The sequence below is a fragment of the Streptomyces sp. NPDC056061 genome (assembly GCF_042266885.1).
Lineage (GTDB): Bacteria > Actinomycetota > Actinomycetes > Streptomycetales > Streptomycetaceae > Streptomyces.
In genome coordinates, this window is sequence record NZ_JBHJWQ010000064.1 from 1 (window position 1) to 13,662 (window position 13,662).

15 protein-coding genes are annotated in these 13,662 nt (G+C 66.0%); 3 read left to right on the forward strand and 12 right to left on the reverse strand.

Going from position 1 to position 13,662, the window contains the following annotated elements; translation table 11 throughout:
- Window positions 1–35: 35 nt before the first annotated feature.
- Window positions 36–1,007 (reverse strand): SAM-dependent methyltransferase, encoded by a 972-nt coding sequence (locus tag ACFC79_RS37640; RefSeq protein ID WP_376249702.1) that lies wholly within the window; start codon window positions 1,005–1,007, stop codon window positions 36–38.
- Window positions 1,008–1,488: 481 nt separating this feature from the next.
- Between ACFC79_RS37640 and ACFC79_RS37645 the strand changes: the two genes are divergently transcribed.
- Complete coding sequence (locus ACFC79_RS37645) at window positions 1,489–1,623, forward strand: hypothetical protein (protein ID WP_376249704.1); 135 nt, start codon at window positions 1,489–1,491, stop codon at window positions 1,621–1,623.
- A 403-nt stretch (window positions 1,624–2,026) separates the two neighbouring features.
- On the opposite strand, the gene tgmC is transcribed toward ACFC79_RS37645, so the two are convergent.
- The 4 genes from tgmC to ACFC79_RS37665 all read right to left on the reverse strand — a co-directional run bounded on the left by tgmC (window position 2,027) and on the right by ACFC79_RS37665 (window position 5,428).
- Complete coding sequence (gene tgmC, locus ACFC79_RS37650; RefSeq protein WP_376249706.1) at window positions 2,027–3,163, reverse strand: ATP-grasp peptide maturase system methyltransferase; 1,137 nt, start codon at window positions 3,161–3,163, stop codon at window positions 2,027–2,029.
- Complete coding sequence (gene tgmB, locus ACFC79_RS37655) at window positions 3,153–4,121, reverse strand: ATP-grasp ribosomal peptide maturase (RefSeq protein ID WP_376249708.1); 969 nt, start codon at window positions 4,119–4,121, stop codon at window positions 3,153–3,155. Before tgmB ends, tgmC begins: the two co-directional genes overlap by 11 nt.
- Window positions 4,118–4,330: a putative ATP-grasp-modified RiPP gene (locus ACFC79_RS37660; protein WP_376249726.1), complete on the reverse strand. Its 213-nt coding sequence runs from the start codon at window positions 4,328–4,330 to the stop codon at window positions 4,118–4,120. Before ACFC79_RS37660 ends, tgmB begins: the two co-directional genes overlap by 4 nt.
- A gap of 516 nt (window positions 4,331–4,846) precedes the next feature.
- Window positions 4,847–5,428 carry an ATP-binding protein gene (locus ACFC79_RS37665; RefSeq protein ID WP_376249710.1) on the reverse strand — a complete coding sequence of 194 codons (582 nt, stop codon included), beginning with the start codon at window positions 5,426–5,428 and terminating at the stop codon, window positions 4,847–4,849.
- A 166-nt stretch (window positions 5,429–5,594) separates the two neighbouring features.
- Between ACFC79_RS37665 and ACFC79_RS37670 the strand changes: the two genes are divergently transcribed.
- Both ACFC79_RS37670 and ACFC79_RS37675 read left to right on the forward strand, forming a co-directional pair.
- Window positions 5,595–5,831, forward strand: a complete 237-nt coding sequence (locus ACFC79_RS37670; RefSeq protein ID WP_376249712.1) for a DUF397 domain-containing protein — start codon at window positions 5,595–5,597, stop codon at window positions 5,829–5,831.
- A 93-nt stretch (window positions 5,832–5,924) separates the two neighbouring features.
- Complete coding sequence (locus ACFC79_RS37675) at window positions 5,925–6,815, forward strand: helix-turn-helix domain-containing protein (protein WP_376249714.1); 891 nt, start codon at window positions 5,925–5,927, stop codon at window positions 6,813–6,815.
- Here the strand turns inward: ACFC79_RS37675 and ACFC79_RS37680 are convergent.
- The 7 genes from ACFC79_RS37680 to ACFC79_RS37710 form a co-directional block, all read right to left on the reverse strand.
- Window positions 6,748–7,677 carry an SAM-dependent methyltransferase gene (locus ACFC79_RS37680; RefSeq protein ID WP_376249727.1) on the reverse strand — a complete coding sequence of 310 codons (930 nt, stop codon included), beginning with the start codon at window positions 7,675–7,677 and terminating at the stop codon, window positions 6,748–6,750. The genes ACFC79_RS37675 and ACFC79_RS37680 overlap by 68 nt on opposite strands.
- Before the next feature lie 199 nt (window positions 7,678–7,876).
- Window positions 7,877–8,347: a sigma factor-like helix-turn-helix DNA-binding protein gene (locus ACFC79_RS37685; protein ID WP_376249716.1), complete on the reverse strand. Its 471-nt coding sequence runs from the start codon at window positions 8,345–8,347 to the stop codon at window positions 7,877–7,879.
- Window positions 8,344–9,042 (reverse strand): hypothetical protein, encoded by a 699-nt coding sequence (locus ACFC79_RS37690; protein ID WP_376249718.1) that lies wholly within the window; start codon window positions 9,040–9,042, stop codon window positions 8,344–8,346. The genes ACFC79_RS37685 and ACFC79_RS37690 overlap by 4 nt, the downstream gene beginning before the upstream one ends.
- Window positions 9,043–9,194: 152 nt before the next feature.
- On the reverse strand, window positions 9,195–9,461 hold the full coding sequence (locus tag ACFC79_RS37695; protein WP_376249719.1) for a hypothetical protein: 267 nt from the start codon (window positions 9,459–9,461) through the stop codon (window positions 9,195–9,197).
- A gap of 990 nt (window positions 9,462–10,451) precedes the next feature.
- Window positions 10,452–10,991 carry a winged helix-turn-helix domain-containing protein gene (locus tag ACFC79_RS37700; RefSeq protein ID WP_376249721.1) on the reverse strand — a complete coding sequence of 180 codons (540 nt, stop codon included), beginning with the start codon at window positions 10,989–10,991 and terminating at the stop codon, window positions 10,452–10,454.
- A 316-nt stretch (window positions 10,992–11,307) separates the two neighbouring features.
- The gene (locus ACFC79_RS37705; RefSeq protein WP_376249723.1) at window positions 11,308–11,811 is read right to left on the reverse strand and encodes a hypothetical protein; all 504 of its coding nucleotides are present in this window, start codon (window positions 11,809–11,811) and stop codon (window positions 11,308–11,310) included.
- 242 nt (window positions 11,812–12,053) lie between these two features.
- Window positions 12,054–12,974: a DUF6192 family protein gene (locus tag ACFC79_RS37710; protein WP_376249725.1), complete on the reverse strand. Its 921-nt coding sequence runs from the start codon at window positions 12,972–12,974 to the stop codon at window positions 12,054–12,056.
- Window positions 12,975–13,662 lie beyond the last annotated feature (688 nt).

The window sequence follows — 13,662 nt, forward strand, 5'->3', positions numbered from 1 at the left end:
CCGAACTGGTTCTCGCCCGGCAGGCGACCTGCTGATCAACCACCAGCCAAACCGCCAGGCCAGCACGCCCCGACCTCAATCGCGGACCGAGTTGTAAGTCCGTGACCACCGTTCCCTCTTCGACCCGGGAACGGAACCAGGCTGCCAGCCTGAATACGCCGGTGGGCTCCTTGAGGTGAGGACTTTCGCGCCACCCCGGCATACAGGGAGACCTGCCTGTCCGTGGCCAGGCTCGGGCCGCTCGCAGGCTCGGGGCGCCACCGGTGCGCTACAGCAAGCCCTGGATCGATGAGATCGAGTCCGTGGAAGAACCGCAACACCTCCGCCCGGGTGCGCACCTGGGCGGTGGTCCCGGCCTGCGCGTAGGCGTCGACGACGGCCTTCATCGCGTCCGGCGCGAAGTCTCTGGTGGTGTGCGACAGACTCAGGTACGAGCCCGAGGGCATCTCCCGCATGAGCTGACGCACGATGCGGTGGGGCTCGTGATCGTCGGTGACGTATTCCAGCAGGGCGTGCAGGCTCACCGCGACCGGCTCCCCGAAGTCGATGACGCCCTGCTGGAGCGAGTCGATGACAGCAGCCGGATCGGTGATGTCGGCCTGGACGCAGCAGATCGCGTCCTCGCCCGTGCCACACAGGAGGGAGTCGGCGTAGGCCAGCACTATCGGGTCGTTGTCCACGTAGACCACCCGGCACTCCGGCGCGGCGCTCCGGGCCACCTCGTGCAGGTTGGGTGACATCGGCATGCCGGTGCCCACGTCGATGAACTGGCGCACCCCCAGTTGGGCGAGGCAGCGTACAGAGCGGTGCACGAAGGCCCGGTTGGCGCGGGCCGCGGTCTCGGCCGTGGGGAACAAGCGCCTGACGGTCTCGGCCGCTTCGCGGTCCACGGCGTAGTTGCTCTTCCCACCGAGGAAGTAGTCGTACACCCGCGCGCTGTGCGCCCTGTCCTGCCCCAGATCCGAGCCTGCGCTGGAGTTCGGTGTCGCGTCGGACAGCCTGCTCACAGGTGCTCCCCCTCCCGTTGGTGTGCGGTCACCATAGGCAGCTCGGCGTCGCGCCTCGATCCGTCACCTGGCGGCTTCCTGCCATGCACGCTGGTCAGCGGCCGCGTGTGAGAAAGAGGGGGATGCTGCAATTGCAGAGCACGTCGGGCAGCAGACGCCTGATGGTCTGGCGGGCCTTGCTGCCGGCAGAGGTGTCGATCCCGGCCGGAACGCTGTTCCTGGTCTTGGACAGGGCCGCCACGAGCGGGGACACCCGCAACCGGACCGGAGAGCGGCACTCGACCGTCACCGTGTACGTGGCCGGGAAGGACGGTCTGGTCGAGGCGTGGAACCGTCACTTCAAGCCGGGCGAGTCTTTCCTTGACGCGACGAGTACGAAGGGGTTCGCGAAACTCCTTCAGGAGCACCCCGCCCCCGGACAGATCACCGCGTCCGTGAGGACCCCGACCTTGCCACCGACTAGCAGGCGGAGTACCAGCCCGTGCCGCGGGGCCCGGAGTGCGACAACTGCGGCGCCTACGGCGCCCGGCACGCCCGCTACTACTCGTCCGGGATTGAGGGCATCGTGTGCGACCACTGCGACCGGGACCCGGACGTCATGCTCTCGTTCGCCTGATACGGCTGCTGCCTTGCCGCGGGGGCAGCAGCCGCAGGATGTGATCGGCCACTTCGTGTCGGCCTGACTCCGAGCCGCACCCCGCCCACGCCGGGCGACAGAAGGGCCCGGGAAGTGGTGCCGCGCCGATCGGCAGGGCGATCACCAGCTGGGTGGCCCGCGCCGTGGCGCGGCAGGTCGGTCACATCGAGCAGGAGGTACGGGTGACAGCCTCGGCAGCGGTCGGCGCGCAGCGGCAGATTCGGGCGGTCGCATCGCATGCACCGGCGGCCTCTGTTGGGAATCGATCAGGGATTTCGCGCTGTTGGGCATCGGCCAGGCTGGTGCCGTGCTGGAACGGAATCGTGGTGAGAACGCCAGTCGGGTACGTCGTCGCTGGCCTTCTGATGAGCTGGCCGGAGCATCAGACGGGGAGCTGCCAGGTGGGGCCTTGTGGTGAGCCGATCCATACGGTCTGGGATTCGGGTGTTGCTGTCATGCCGAACCCGGTGAGGTCGGGTGCTTGGGCCTTCTGCCACTGGATGAGTGCGTTTTCGACCCGGTCCCAGAGCCGGAGTGGTCCGTGCTGGTGCACGGTCCAGCCGGTGCCCTCGGGTTCTGTCCATGCCTGCGACCCGGTGGCGACGTCGCGGAGGATGATGCCGGAACTGGTATCCATCAGCTCGGCGGACGGGGCCGCGAGCTGGGCGACGAACCGTGCCTCCCACCGCTCCAGCAGTGCCGGGTCCAAGCGGGCCGGAGTGGTGTCACCGTCGATTCTGAGGAACAGCGGGGACGGGGGTCGCTCGTGGGGGCGGGCGAGCATGTACGTGATGTGGTCGGCGGTGAATCGCCCGTGGGCGGTTCCCTCGTCGTCGAGGACGAGACGGATCAGGCCGGCTGCCTGCATCCAGCCGCAGATCGTGGTGGTGATGGAGCCGCCGTCGTTGAGTTGCCAGAACCAGTGCGGTGGGATGTGCCGCACGGAGCAGGTGGCGATGATCGCGTCGTAGTCGGCGTGCTCTCTGCATCCGCGCAGGCCGTCTCCCACGGCGAGGGCGGGTGTGTACCCGGCGGCGCGCAGGTGGGCTGCGGCGGTGGCGGCCAGGCCCGTGTCGTACTCGATGCTGACGACGTTGTCGGTCCCGAGCCGGTGGCACAGGATAGCGGTGGAGTAGCCGGTGCCGGTCCCTACCTCAAGGATGTGCTGTCCCGGTTGGAGATCTGCCACCTGGGCAGTGCGTACCACGAGGGAGGGCAGGGTGGCCGAGGACGTGGGGCTGCCAGCGACTGGTCCTTCGACGTCGGCCGCGTCCTGCTCGTCGATCTGGGTGACCCACGTGCGGTCGGTGTAGACCATTTTTAGCCACTCGTCGTCGCTGGTCTCCGTCTGGCGTACAGGCGTCCATTCGGTCCCGGCGTGGCGGAAGAGGGCGTTCTCGACGAACAGTTCCCGGGGGACGGCGGCGACGGCGTCATGCCAGGCGGGATCGAGTGCGGGGTTGCCGGCCGCGATCTCGCCCGCGAGGGCGAGACGTAGTGCGGCGGGGTCAGCGGGCATGGTGCTCTCCTGCGTGATGAAGTCGGTCGGCGACGGCCGTGACGATCCTGTCGGTTATCGGGGGTGGAAACCAGGCGAATTGGCCGTTCGGGTTGCACTCGTACAGCCAGATCCGGCCCTCGTCATCGACGCCGAAGTCGAAAGCCCCGAAGACCAGCCCGAAGGTGTCGAGGTAGTTCCGGATGCTCTTGACCAGATGTGACGGCGGGTCGATGAGGGTGTAGGACAGTTTGTCGTAGTGGCGTCGCCAGTCCAGGCCGGGCGAGCCGTCGATCTTGACGGCGAACACCTCGTGACCGACGGCTGTCACCCGCAGGTCCGCGACGGAGGCCACACGCTTCTGGAACAGGTGCATGGTCAGGCCGACCGCGCCGGTCAGATCGGCCGGGACCACTTCCTCGACCCACACGGTCAGGGCGCGGCCGTCGGCGTCGTGGTAATCGGTGTTCCGTAGCGGTTTGTAGATCAACGGGCCGTGCTCGCGGGTGAAATTTTTCGCTTCGTCGACGTCGTTGGTCAGCAGGGTGGGCGGGATGCTGAACCCGCATGTGGCCGCGGTGGCGAGTTGCGCGGGCTTGTGCTCGGCGTCCCGGTTGCGCCACGGGTGGTTGACGTAGTGGGCGCCGGGCAGCGCGGCGAGAATCCCTCCGAGGCCGTAACGTGCCTCTTCTCGGCACCACCGTGTGGTCTGCTCATCCAGACCGGTTGGTGCGGTGTACGGTCGGGGCCGCCGCCAGTACACGGACCGGACTTTGTCGAGGTCGGCGACACGGGTGGCGGTCCGTGCCGCCCCTTGGAGGCCGTCTTGGCCGAGGCGGGCGGTGACGGTGAGGCCGGTGGGGAAATCTCCGGGGTCAAGTCGTGTGACGGGGACACTCCGGCGGTTCAGTTCCTCGATGACCATGTCCGCCGTCGCGTCGTCGGCCTGGGTGACGACGAGCACAGGTCTGCTACTCAATCGGTGTCCCCTTCTTGATCGCTGCCCTGGTCCGGGGTGCCGTCCAGGCTCGTCTTCGTCGAGGTCTCCTTGTTGGTTTCGGACCGTTTGTGGCGCGCCGTCGCGGGCAGAGGGTCTCCGTCCGGGCCGGTCCACCGGCCGGTCTGGGTGACCGGGTCGACGGTCACGGTCGAGCCGGGCAGGGCTACAGTCTCCGGGTAGTGCCGCATCCGGGTCAGGCCCCAGGGAACGGTAGTGGCGGTCACACGTACCTCCGTCGTCTTCGTGATCGTTGACGGGCATCATGTGCCCTGGACGAAATCCCTCGATAGATCACAACAGGCCGATTCCCTCACGTTGTGCAGTGCGAGCAGTTCGCAGCCGAGGGAGGCGAAGGTGAGACGGTCAGTGCGGATGATGGAAGGCCACGCCGGCAGGGGACGGGCTTACTGGGAAGCTGGGTGCGGCGTTGGGTATCGGTAGGGACGGCCCCAGCCGCCGAGGCCGGACACGCCCCGCCGTGACACAGATCAGCGAGCCTGGACGTGGCGCGAGATGGTGTAGGCGAATCCTGAGCTGCCGCAGGCAGCGGCTGCGACGCCGAGGTGGGACGCGCGCTCACTGAGCGGGAGAAGTTACTCGCGCGGTGGGCTGGCCAGCAGCCTGCGGGCGCGGTCGCGGGTCGGGAGAGGAGGTTTCTTCGGGGCCTATTCACAGTTGCCGCCAGGTGCCCCTGCGGAAATGTTTCACCATGTTGTCGGTACGCGTGCCCATACGGTCTTGGATCCGCTGGGGGTGAATGACCAGCCCCAGTCCGAGCTGAGTCGGTTCACCAGGTGCAGTCCCCTGCCGTTGCTGGTCATGGGTTTGTGCGGCCGTAACCGTGGCGGGGTGCGGCTGGTGTCGGTGACCGCGCATACGACTGCCTCTTCTCTGTGCACCAGTGCGAGCCACGCGGTGTGGTCGGTGCTGTCGGGCCCGTTGTGGTGCACGGCGTGCTGAACGGCGTTGGCGACCAGTTCCCATGCCACGGCCACGACCGTGTCCACGCCCGTGGCCACCTCCCATTGGTCCATGGCTGTCCGGGTGAACGCTCGCACACGTGCGCCGGATGCTGCCTGGCCATCCACGGCTCTTGCGGCGAGGCCCGCCGTGCTCACGCCCAGCGCAAGACCCCAGTCCGGGGGGTTTGAGAGGCGGAGGTTACCGATTTCGAGTGGGATCATTTCGGCCAGGTCGGCCGGTTCAGGATCACCGGTTTCGTGACGTTCGGTGATCACGCCTGGTGTTCGCGCCACTTGCACCCCTTGATGAATGATCAATCGCATGGTTCCGCTGCCGTTCCGCGTGGCTAGTATCCGGCCCAGCATCCCGCTCGTGCAATTGCGTAGGGAATTGCACGTCGAAAAGGAGAAGGCAGCGGGAATTCAACGGAGCGTGACGGCGACTGGGCGTCACGCATGGGAAGCAGCAGGGTGAAGGAGTGCAGGGGCAGTGAGTGTTTACCGCAATGGGATTCCCGCAGATTCACTCGATGGAGTTACCTGGGTGAAGAGCCGGCACAGTGCCCATCAGGGCAACTGTGTAGAGTTGGCCGCGCTTCCGGACGGCGCTGTTGCCGTGCGGAACTCCCGCTATCCGCAAGGTCCTGCGCTGGTGTACACGCATGAGGAGTTCACCGCGTTCGTTTCCGGCGTCAAGGACGGCGAGTTCGCTTCATTCACCGGCTGACGGCTGGCGATAGTCGGACATAACGCTTTCCTGGCGTTGCCGGGGCTCCTGCATGGGACAATTCAGCTCCTCAGTCCCACAGCAGGAGCCCTCATGTCCGCATTCTTGAGCCCTGGATTCCCGTCCCTGGACCAGATGCTCTCCGAACCCGGTTCGAGTTCCACCGTGCTGCGCATCGCGATTGGTGCCCGGCTGCGGAAGTTGCGAGACGCGGCCGGGTTTTCCCCCGCGCAGGCCGCTGTTCGTATCCGTTGTCACGAATCGAAGATCAGTCGGCTCGAGTGCGGGAAGTCGCCTCTCAAGGAACGCGACGTCCTGGACCTGCTCGAGCTGTACGGTGCTCACCCCATGGAACAGGCCGCGGCGGCCGAACTGGTGGAGCTGTCGAACATGCCTGGCTGGTGGGAGCGCTATAGCGTCGTCCCGGACTGGTTCGACAAGCTGATCGGCCTTCAGGAAGGGGCTGAGGTCATCTGGACCTACGAGGTGCTACTCGTTCCGGGACTGTTGCAGACGCAGCGGTACGCGTTCGCCGTGACCGAGGCCGGCTTCCCCCTCGCGGACCGTGTCGACATCGAAGCGCGGGTCCGTCTGCGGGGCGAACGGCAGAAGATTCTCAGGCGGAAGGACGGCCCCAGGCTGTGGGCTCTCATCGACAGCGGTGTCCTGGAACGCATGATCGGGTCCCGGGCGGTCATGCGGGGACAGATCCAGCACTTGATCAACCTGATGAATCACCCGCAGATCACCCTGCAGATCGTTCCCCGGGACTTCATCACGGTGGGAACACCGGTCACGTTGATCCGCTTCCCGCTCGACCTGCCCGACATCGTCTACCTGGAGAACTCGCTGGGAGCCCAGTACCTGGACCGGCGGAAGGAGACGGAGCACTTCCGGGCGCTGCTGGACCCGTTGTCTACGACCGCGCACAGCCCCGAGGAGACCCGCCGGATTCTGGCCGCCGCCCTGAAGCGCTATCAGTAGGGCCCGGGGCCGCCGCGGCGGCCTCCGCTTGCGTTTCCAGCCCCGGCCCGGCTCCGTGAATCCGGCCCACCCCTCCGTACTCGAATACCACCCGTGGCCGGTTGTGTGAGTGCTGCGCATGAGCCCAGGCCGAGACATCGCCCAGGCCGGGTTCCTCCATCGCCAGCCCCTCGAAGAACCTGTCGACCTCGTCCCGGTTGCGGACCTTGCCCCAGGCACCGGCTGTCGTACGGCGCATGATGTCCGTAACACGCTCACGTGTCCAGGAATCCGCGCTGACCCACTGGCTGAGCACGAGAAAACTCCCGGCAGGAAGGCGGGCCAGCACGCTGCGCATCGCGGCGCCGGGCTGGTCTTCGTCGGGAATGCAGTGGAGCACGGCTGTCGCCACGAGTGCTACGGGCTGTTTGAGGTTGATGAGCTGCGTGATCTGGCGGTGGGCGAACAGGGCGTCTCCTTCGAGCAGGTCTCCCTGCACGACCGCGGTGCGGCCGTGTTCATCCAGCAGGGCCCTGCCGTGGGCGACAACCATGGGGTCCTTGTCGATGTAGACGACACGGCTGGACCAGTCAACCTGCTGGGCGACGTGATGGGTGTTGACCCGTGTGGGAAGTCCGCAGCCGAAGTCGAGGAACTGGCGCACCGCATGATGCAAGGCCAGGTGCTTCACTGCGGCGAGCGCGAAGGTTCTCTGGGCTTCGGCTAAGGCCACCGCGTTGGGCATCACGTCGACGAGGGCTTCGCACGCGGCCCGGTCAGCCGGATAGCTGTCCTTCCCGCGCAGGAAGAAGTCATACATCCGGGCAACGCTCGCCACAGTGACGTCGACTGTCCTGGCCAGCGGTTTCGGCCCGAGTCTCATTGCGTACTCACCCACGTATCCCCGCTGGTTGCCCCGGTCATCAGCGAGCATCCCACGCTGTCCACCGGTTTTGCAGCAAGACTGAGACACCGCTCACACGAAGCGGGGATCAACGGCAAAAAGTTATGTGACATGCGCATATGCCACACGCTTGGTGTGCGCCGGAGCGCTGGGGCGGCTCCGGCGCACACCGGATGTGTCATGCGGGATTGAGCAGGATCGACAGTCCTCTCCTGAGCGACGCCGTCACTTCCGCAACCCCCAGCCCCATCAGATCCGCGGTCTCCGCGGTGCTCAACGACAGCCGGTAGCGCAGCAGGACAATGTCCGCCTGCCGGCAGGGCAGGGTTTTGTGCACGGCGTCCCGCGCATGACCGTGGTCGGCTGCCTGGAGGTCCCGGGCCGCTGCTCCGACATGGGAGACGAGCACTCCCCACGCCTCGCAGGCCGGCCGGTCACCGCTGATGATCCGCGGCCATCGCTCCACCAGCACCTGCAGAACGGCTTCCACCACGGCCCTGGCGCGCCCCGGTTCGAGGGACCTGGCTCTGGCGTACTGGACGTACCGGTTCTCGTTGCGCAGGCAGAAGGCCTTGTACGCCAGTGGCAGCGGACTTCCTGCTGCGGTGGGGCCGTGCCCCGGCCGTGCCGAACGAGGTGCCGCGGTCACCGTGCCTGCCCCCGCTCTGGATCTTCCTCCACCGCCGTTTTGGACGCGGGATCGCAGGCACCGAGAAGGGAACTGTAGACCGCCTCCCACTGCGGGCGGATATCGGCCGGGTATCCGCCTACCGCGCTGACGAAACGGCCTGTCCTTTCCCAGCTGGGCACCTCGGTCCCCGCAAGAATCTCCTCCACCGTCTGCGGGTCGAGGTCTCCATGGCTCTGCTCGCACACCTCCAGCACACCCGGGCAGCCGGCCGCCAGATGCAGCCCTCGAAGCAAGCCATTGAGACGGGTAGCCGCCTCGATGAAGTCCTGTGGTGCCGGCGGAACACCCTGCGCGATCTCCCACAACGCACGCAGTTCCAGCGGATCGCCCCCGAGCACCTCCACCATCTGCCGCACCACCGGCCAGCTGGGCGTGCGGTTCACGGACAGGATCCGCGACACGTAGGAGGGAGACAGCTCCGTCTCCAGCAAGTCGAACGCGAGGCTGTACAGTTCCTCGGCGATGGAACGCCCCACGGGCAGCGAGTTCTGGGGCGGCCGACGCCGCTGGCCGTCGCGCTGGCGCTGTGCACGGCGAAGGCATGCGGGACTGCAGTAGTCCTTGCGCCGCCCTCGTCCGTCATTCTGCGGGAAGCGCCCCGCACCCACCCGGCACAGCCCGAACTCCTCATCTTCCTGTGTCACTTCGACCACTCCCGCATGCTCACCCCTTTTCTTCCGCGCCGCAGCACCTGCTTCCCCTGAAACGAAGAGGAATTGGGTGCTTTGGACACGAACGGTTCACCTGACACGCCATGGTCCTGCCGGCCCGCCGAGATACTGCGGGCCGGCAGGACCCAAGTCGATCAGGAGTGGCGAAGGCGCTGGTAGCGGAAGGAGGAACGGCGAACCGCGCGAACGGCGATCCACACGATCCCTGCGCTCGCCGGCGCCTCCCATGCCCCGGTGATCAGCATCAGCGGCAGAATCACGAGACTGACGAACAGGGCGGCCTGGAACGTGACATCCCAGGCACTTACGTAGTGGGTTTCGCCTGCGCCGCGAGCAGGAATGTTAGCGTCGTAGCCAGTTGCGGGACGGAAACGTCCCGCAGCACTGATTCGGTCGGGCATGGAAAGTCCTCAGCTCTCATTCGAGGGGCGTGCTTGATCCATCACACGAGGGGGCCCTTCGTTGCTTGGAGGCCGCAGGGGCCCCGCTCGCGTCACGGAACGCTACAACGCCATTGCGTCCGGTCGCTATTCGTTCCGCTACGTTGCGCAAACTCTCATGCACCGCGCGAAGACAAATTCAGATACTCCGCGCACGCGCAGCACAGACACCCCCCTGAATACCGATCAAAATCTGTCAAGCCTGCTCACACTCCGCAGGGATTTCGACTGCCACAGTCTTCGCGCAATTGCACGAGACCCCCGCTGAACTGGGACTATGTGACACACATCTCGCACATTTGCCCCGCGAACCCACTCCGTCACCGAGCATCCGCCCCCCACCGCGCAAAAACGGCCCCGAGCTCCACATTCGTGTGCGTCAGCAAATTCGTTAATGGGAGGACCTCTATCGCCTGGCATTCGCACACAGACAGGAGCGAGCACAGCGCGGCAGCCCGGGGCCGGCGAGACCGGTTGAGCAGACGGGCGCAGGCACGATGTCTACGAGCAGCCGCCGACGAGGCTGCGTCGGGGCGGAAGCCGGGCACAGCCCGGATGGGTCGGACTGCGGAGGCGGGGCGAGGCACGGCCGCGCCGACGGGGCGGCACTACAGCCAGCCGGGGACGAGGGTGTACAGATCGGGCACACGGGACGATGAACCGCCGACGTGGCGGAGATAGGTCTGCAGGTGTACCCCGAGGGCAGCATCTGCTCCAGGACCTCGATGAGCCCGGCGGTGCCGTAACTGCCGGGCTTGAGGTGGAAACAGAGACGGGGACCGCGGACGCGGTCCGTGGAGTGGTAGCCCAGGGCCGCCGCCATCAACGCGCGCTTCCAGTTCAACCGGTGCCGCAGGAGAGGTGTGCGGCCTCTGGGCGAGTAGGTACGACGGATCTGGGGCAGCGGGGAGACGCCTGATTCGTCGAGGAACACGATCCAGGCACGTGTGTTCATGGCCCCATTTTGATGCGCGGCCACTCATGCGCGATCCAACGGGCGATCTCCGACTCGTCACGCTCGACCGCCCGCTGCTCGGGCCGCTGCAGGCTCCACCCGAGCCGGCCGGTCAGCAGCCGCCACACGGAGGCCCTCGACAGCGCGACCCCGGTCACCCGGGTGATGACCGCGCCGACGCGTTTCAGCGTCCACAGATCGGCCTCGAAGCCATGATCCTGGGCTCCTCGCTCCAACGCGACCCGGACCGTCTCGACCTGGGCCTCGTCCAATTCCGGCGGGCGTCCGGTAGCCGCACGCCGCCGCAGGGCCGAAACACCGCCCTCCCCCCACACCCGCCGCCAACGCCGCACACTCTCGGCACACACCCCCACCGCCCTCACGATCTCCGCATTCGAGACGCCGCCCTCGAACAACTCCACCGCCCGAACACAACGCGCCTCCGCCAACTGAGGCCGCGACAAAGGAGGAAGGGGGAAACCGGCAAGCGAAGAGGAGGGTTGACAAGTCACCCCGACAACCTCCCACCCACACACCCACCGAACTTACGAAACGATCAGTAGTGACTGATCGTTTCAGAATGGGTTGCGCTGCAGGTCTTACGTTGGACGATCTTGGTCGGCAGGGTGTTCGGGGTGTGTTGATCTTGTTCCGGACAGCCGTGGGGCAGGGTGGCCCCGCTGCTGCCACTCACTCTGGCATCAGACACTCCACAAATCTCAGTACAGCTCACCGGCATGCTTGGCCCAGCTGTGCAAGACCTTGACTTGCGGAGGCCGTCGCGGCCAGGGACGCTCGACGTTAGCGAGCCAGGCCCACCCTCGCTGTGGGCCTGGCTCGTGCCCTTCGGGTTCAGCGCCGCCGATCGGCACCCGACGTCTTGCGGCCCCTTGCTGATGCCGTAGACGTCTTGGGCTTCACCTGTGCGGCTTTCGCTGCGGCGTCCGCCGAGAATCCTGTCTCTTCGAGGAACTTCATGGCACGGAAGATGTCGTCGCACGTCTTGAGCAACACCTTGATCGACAGGTCGCTCTGGGCCTCCGGCGGAAGATTCGCCAGGGCGCACTTGTAAACACGCCGAACCGACCTGTACAAGCTGTGCAACCGAATTGTCGCGTACAGCTTGTTCATGTCGACATTGTTCGTTGCCGCATAGCGGCTGTGGACCAGGACGAACCCGGTCTTCTCGTTCCCGCACTGGAAGTCCCGGATCCACGCCTTACCCCGTTCGAACTGGGCGGGCGTGTTCTGCCCCATTGCCTTCTCCCGGGGAAGGCCGTCGTCACCGGCCTCGACCACCCGGTTCCATATGTCCTCTCCGCTGTCATGCGCCGCTTGGCGGCGCGTCGTCGTCATAGCTACTCGCCTTCTTCGTCCTCAGCTCTTGTCACGATGTATCGACCGTTTTGGCGGAAAATCTTCTTCGTGCTCGGAGGCAGGTAGTCGCGGCCCCACGCCTTGCCTCGCTTGAACTGAGCGAGCGTGAGCCGCCCCTTCGCCTCCTCCCGCGAAAGGCCGCTGTCACCGGCCTCGGCCACACGGTCAACGATTTTCCTCTCCGAGGTCGTGCGCCGACCGGCGGCGCTGCGTGGCTACGGTTACTCACCCTCCTCATCCTCCAAGAGGCTCGCCAATGCCTTGTCCATGTCGGTACGGCCCGTCCTGACAGCGCTCTCACACCAGTCGAGGAGCATCCTCGCCTTGTGGACGTTGTCGAATACCGCAGCCTTCGTCTCCTCGTTGTAGTCCTGGGCGTGGATCTCGGGGATGATCCGCTGCATGGAGACAAAGAACGATGCGAACGCCCCGATCAGTCGCAGAATCTCCAGAGGCGCCTCCTTATAACTGACAAGAGGTTCCTCCTTCTCGACGAACTCCTCGACCTCCTCGGCTGGCGCAAGCTCGGCTTCGGTTTCGAGCTCCTCGTCCACCTGCCGCCAGTGCTCGCGCTGAGCCTCCCGCAATATGTTCCGCGACCGCGGGTCGGCCACCACACGGCTGCGGACCTCGGGCCGGGCGATCATCTCCTTGACGACTTCGGCCGCGTCCTCGTCACTGTGCAAGAGCCGACGGGTCCTGGCCAGCCGTTCTTCCTTATTGCTCGGCGTGTCGAAGTTATGGTTTGCGACCTTTTGCGCCTCGTTTTCGGTCCAGCGGTTCTCCTTCGAGATCGGGTCGTACGGGTCCTTCCGGATCAGGAGGTAGCGGCTTCGGACGTAGGCGAGCACCCTGTGAACGGAGTAGGAGACGTCCGCGCGGCGCTTGTCCTGGGGCCACTGCTTCGCAATCTCGTAGTGGGTTCGCAGGGTCCCTGCGTTGATGCCGATCTGGTGTGCCAGTAGTTCGATGACCTCACCGACCTCGCCCCGGCGGCGAGGGTGGCCCTCAAGTGCTTCGATCACGAGATCACCCAGCGCGAACTGGATGCTGGACTTCTGTTTGACCAGCTTCCGGCCCTTGCGAACGATCGGCTGCCATTCGGCCTTCGTGTAGCCAGTGGGAAGTATGATGGTCACCACGAGGAGCCTCCTCACTCGGGTACGAACACGTGCCGCCGAGCAGGTGTCCACCCGTGCTCCTACCAGCACTAGTATCCCGCGGCGGCTACGCGTGCCGTCTACGAACCAATCTACTCCGGCGTCCATGACCACGCCTGAGCGTGAGCGGCGCCGCTCCCGACTCCCGCCAAGAAGCCGCAGGAGAGATGCTAGAAGCAAAGATGCGCCCCTGCACCATCGAGGAGGTGCCCCCGCTCCTCACACAGACACTGTCCCGTGGAAGGAGTACGTTCAGCGGGGCCGAGCGCTGGTATGCGAGAAGCGCCAGCTGCAACTCAGGCTCGGTGATCTTGCACTCGGCACCCTGGGACCGCGATCTGAGGGCGACGACGCGCTCCGACACCTCGCCCGCGAGACGAAGATCAGCCCGGCAGCCTTGGTCGAATACATGCGGCTCGCGGCCCCTCATGCGCCAGAGGGTCGCATCTCTGGCCCCTCCCCTACCCGCCGCGCCGCCGGGAGAGCACCGGCAGTCGCAGAGCCAGGGAGACGATCCCGAGCCATGACCCGACGCAAGCTCATCCCAGAAGTCTGGTACTGCAAGTACTGTTATAAGAAGTCATCTCATTTGGTTGGGTAGGCTTCGGTCGTGGTCTCGATTGTTGAGCGGCTGGTGCCGGACGAGTTGTGGGAGTTGTTCCAGCGAGTG

What these genes read in the sequence shown, in the direction of transcription:
- ACFC79_RS37665 (WP_376249710.1), bottom strand. Translation starts at nt 5,428, where the DNA reads ATGCGATTGATCATTCATCAAGGGGTGCAAGTGGCGCGAACACCAGGC.
- ACFC79_RS37675 (WP_376249714.1), top strand. Translation starts at nt 5,925, where the DNA reads ATGTCCGCATTCTTGAGCCCTGGATTCCCGTCCCTGGACCAGATGCTC.
- tgmC (WP_376249706.1), bottom strand. Translation starts at nt 3,163, where the DNA reads ATGCCCGCTGACCCCGCCGCACTACGTCTCGCCCTCGCGGGCGAGATC.
- ACFC79_RS37695 (WP_376249719.1), bottom strand. Translation starts at nt 9,461, where the DNA reads ATGCCCGACCGAATCAGTGCTGCGGGACGTTTCCGTCCCGCAACTGGC.
- ACFC79_RS37680 (WP_376249727.1), bottom strand. Translation starts at nt 7,677, where the DNA reads ATGAGACTCGGGCCGAAACCGCTGGCCAGGACAGTCGACGTCACTGTG.
- ACFC79_RS37660 (WP_376249726.1), bottom strand. Translation starts at nt 4,330, where the DNA reads ATGCGGCACTACCCGGAGACTGTAGCCCTGCCCGGCTCGACCGTGACC.
- ACFC79_RS37705 (WP_376249723.1), bottom strand. Translation starts at nt 11,811, where the DNA reads ATGACGACGACGCGCCGCCAAGCGGCGCATGACAGCGGAGAGGACATA.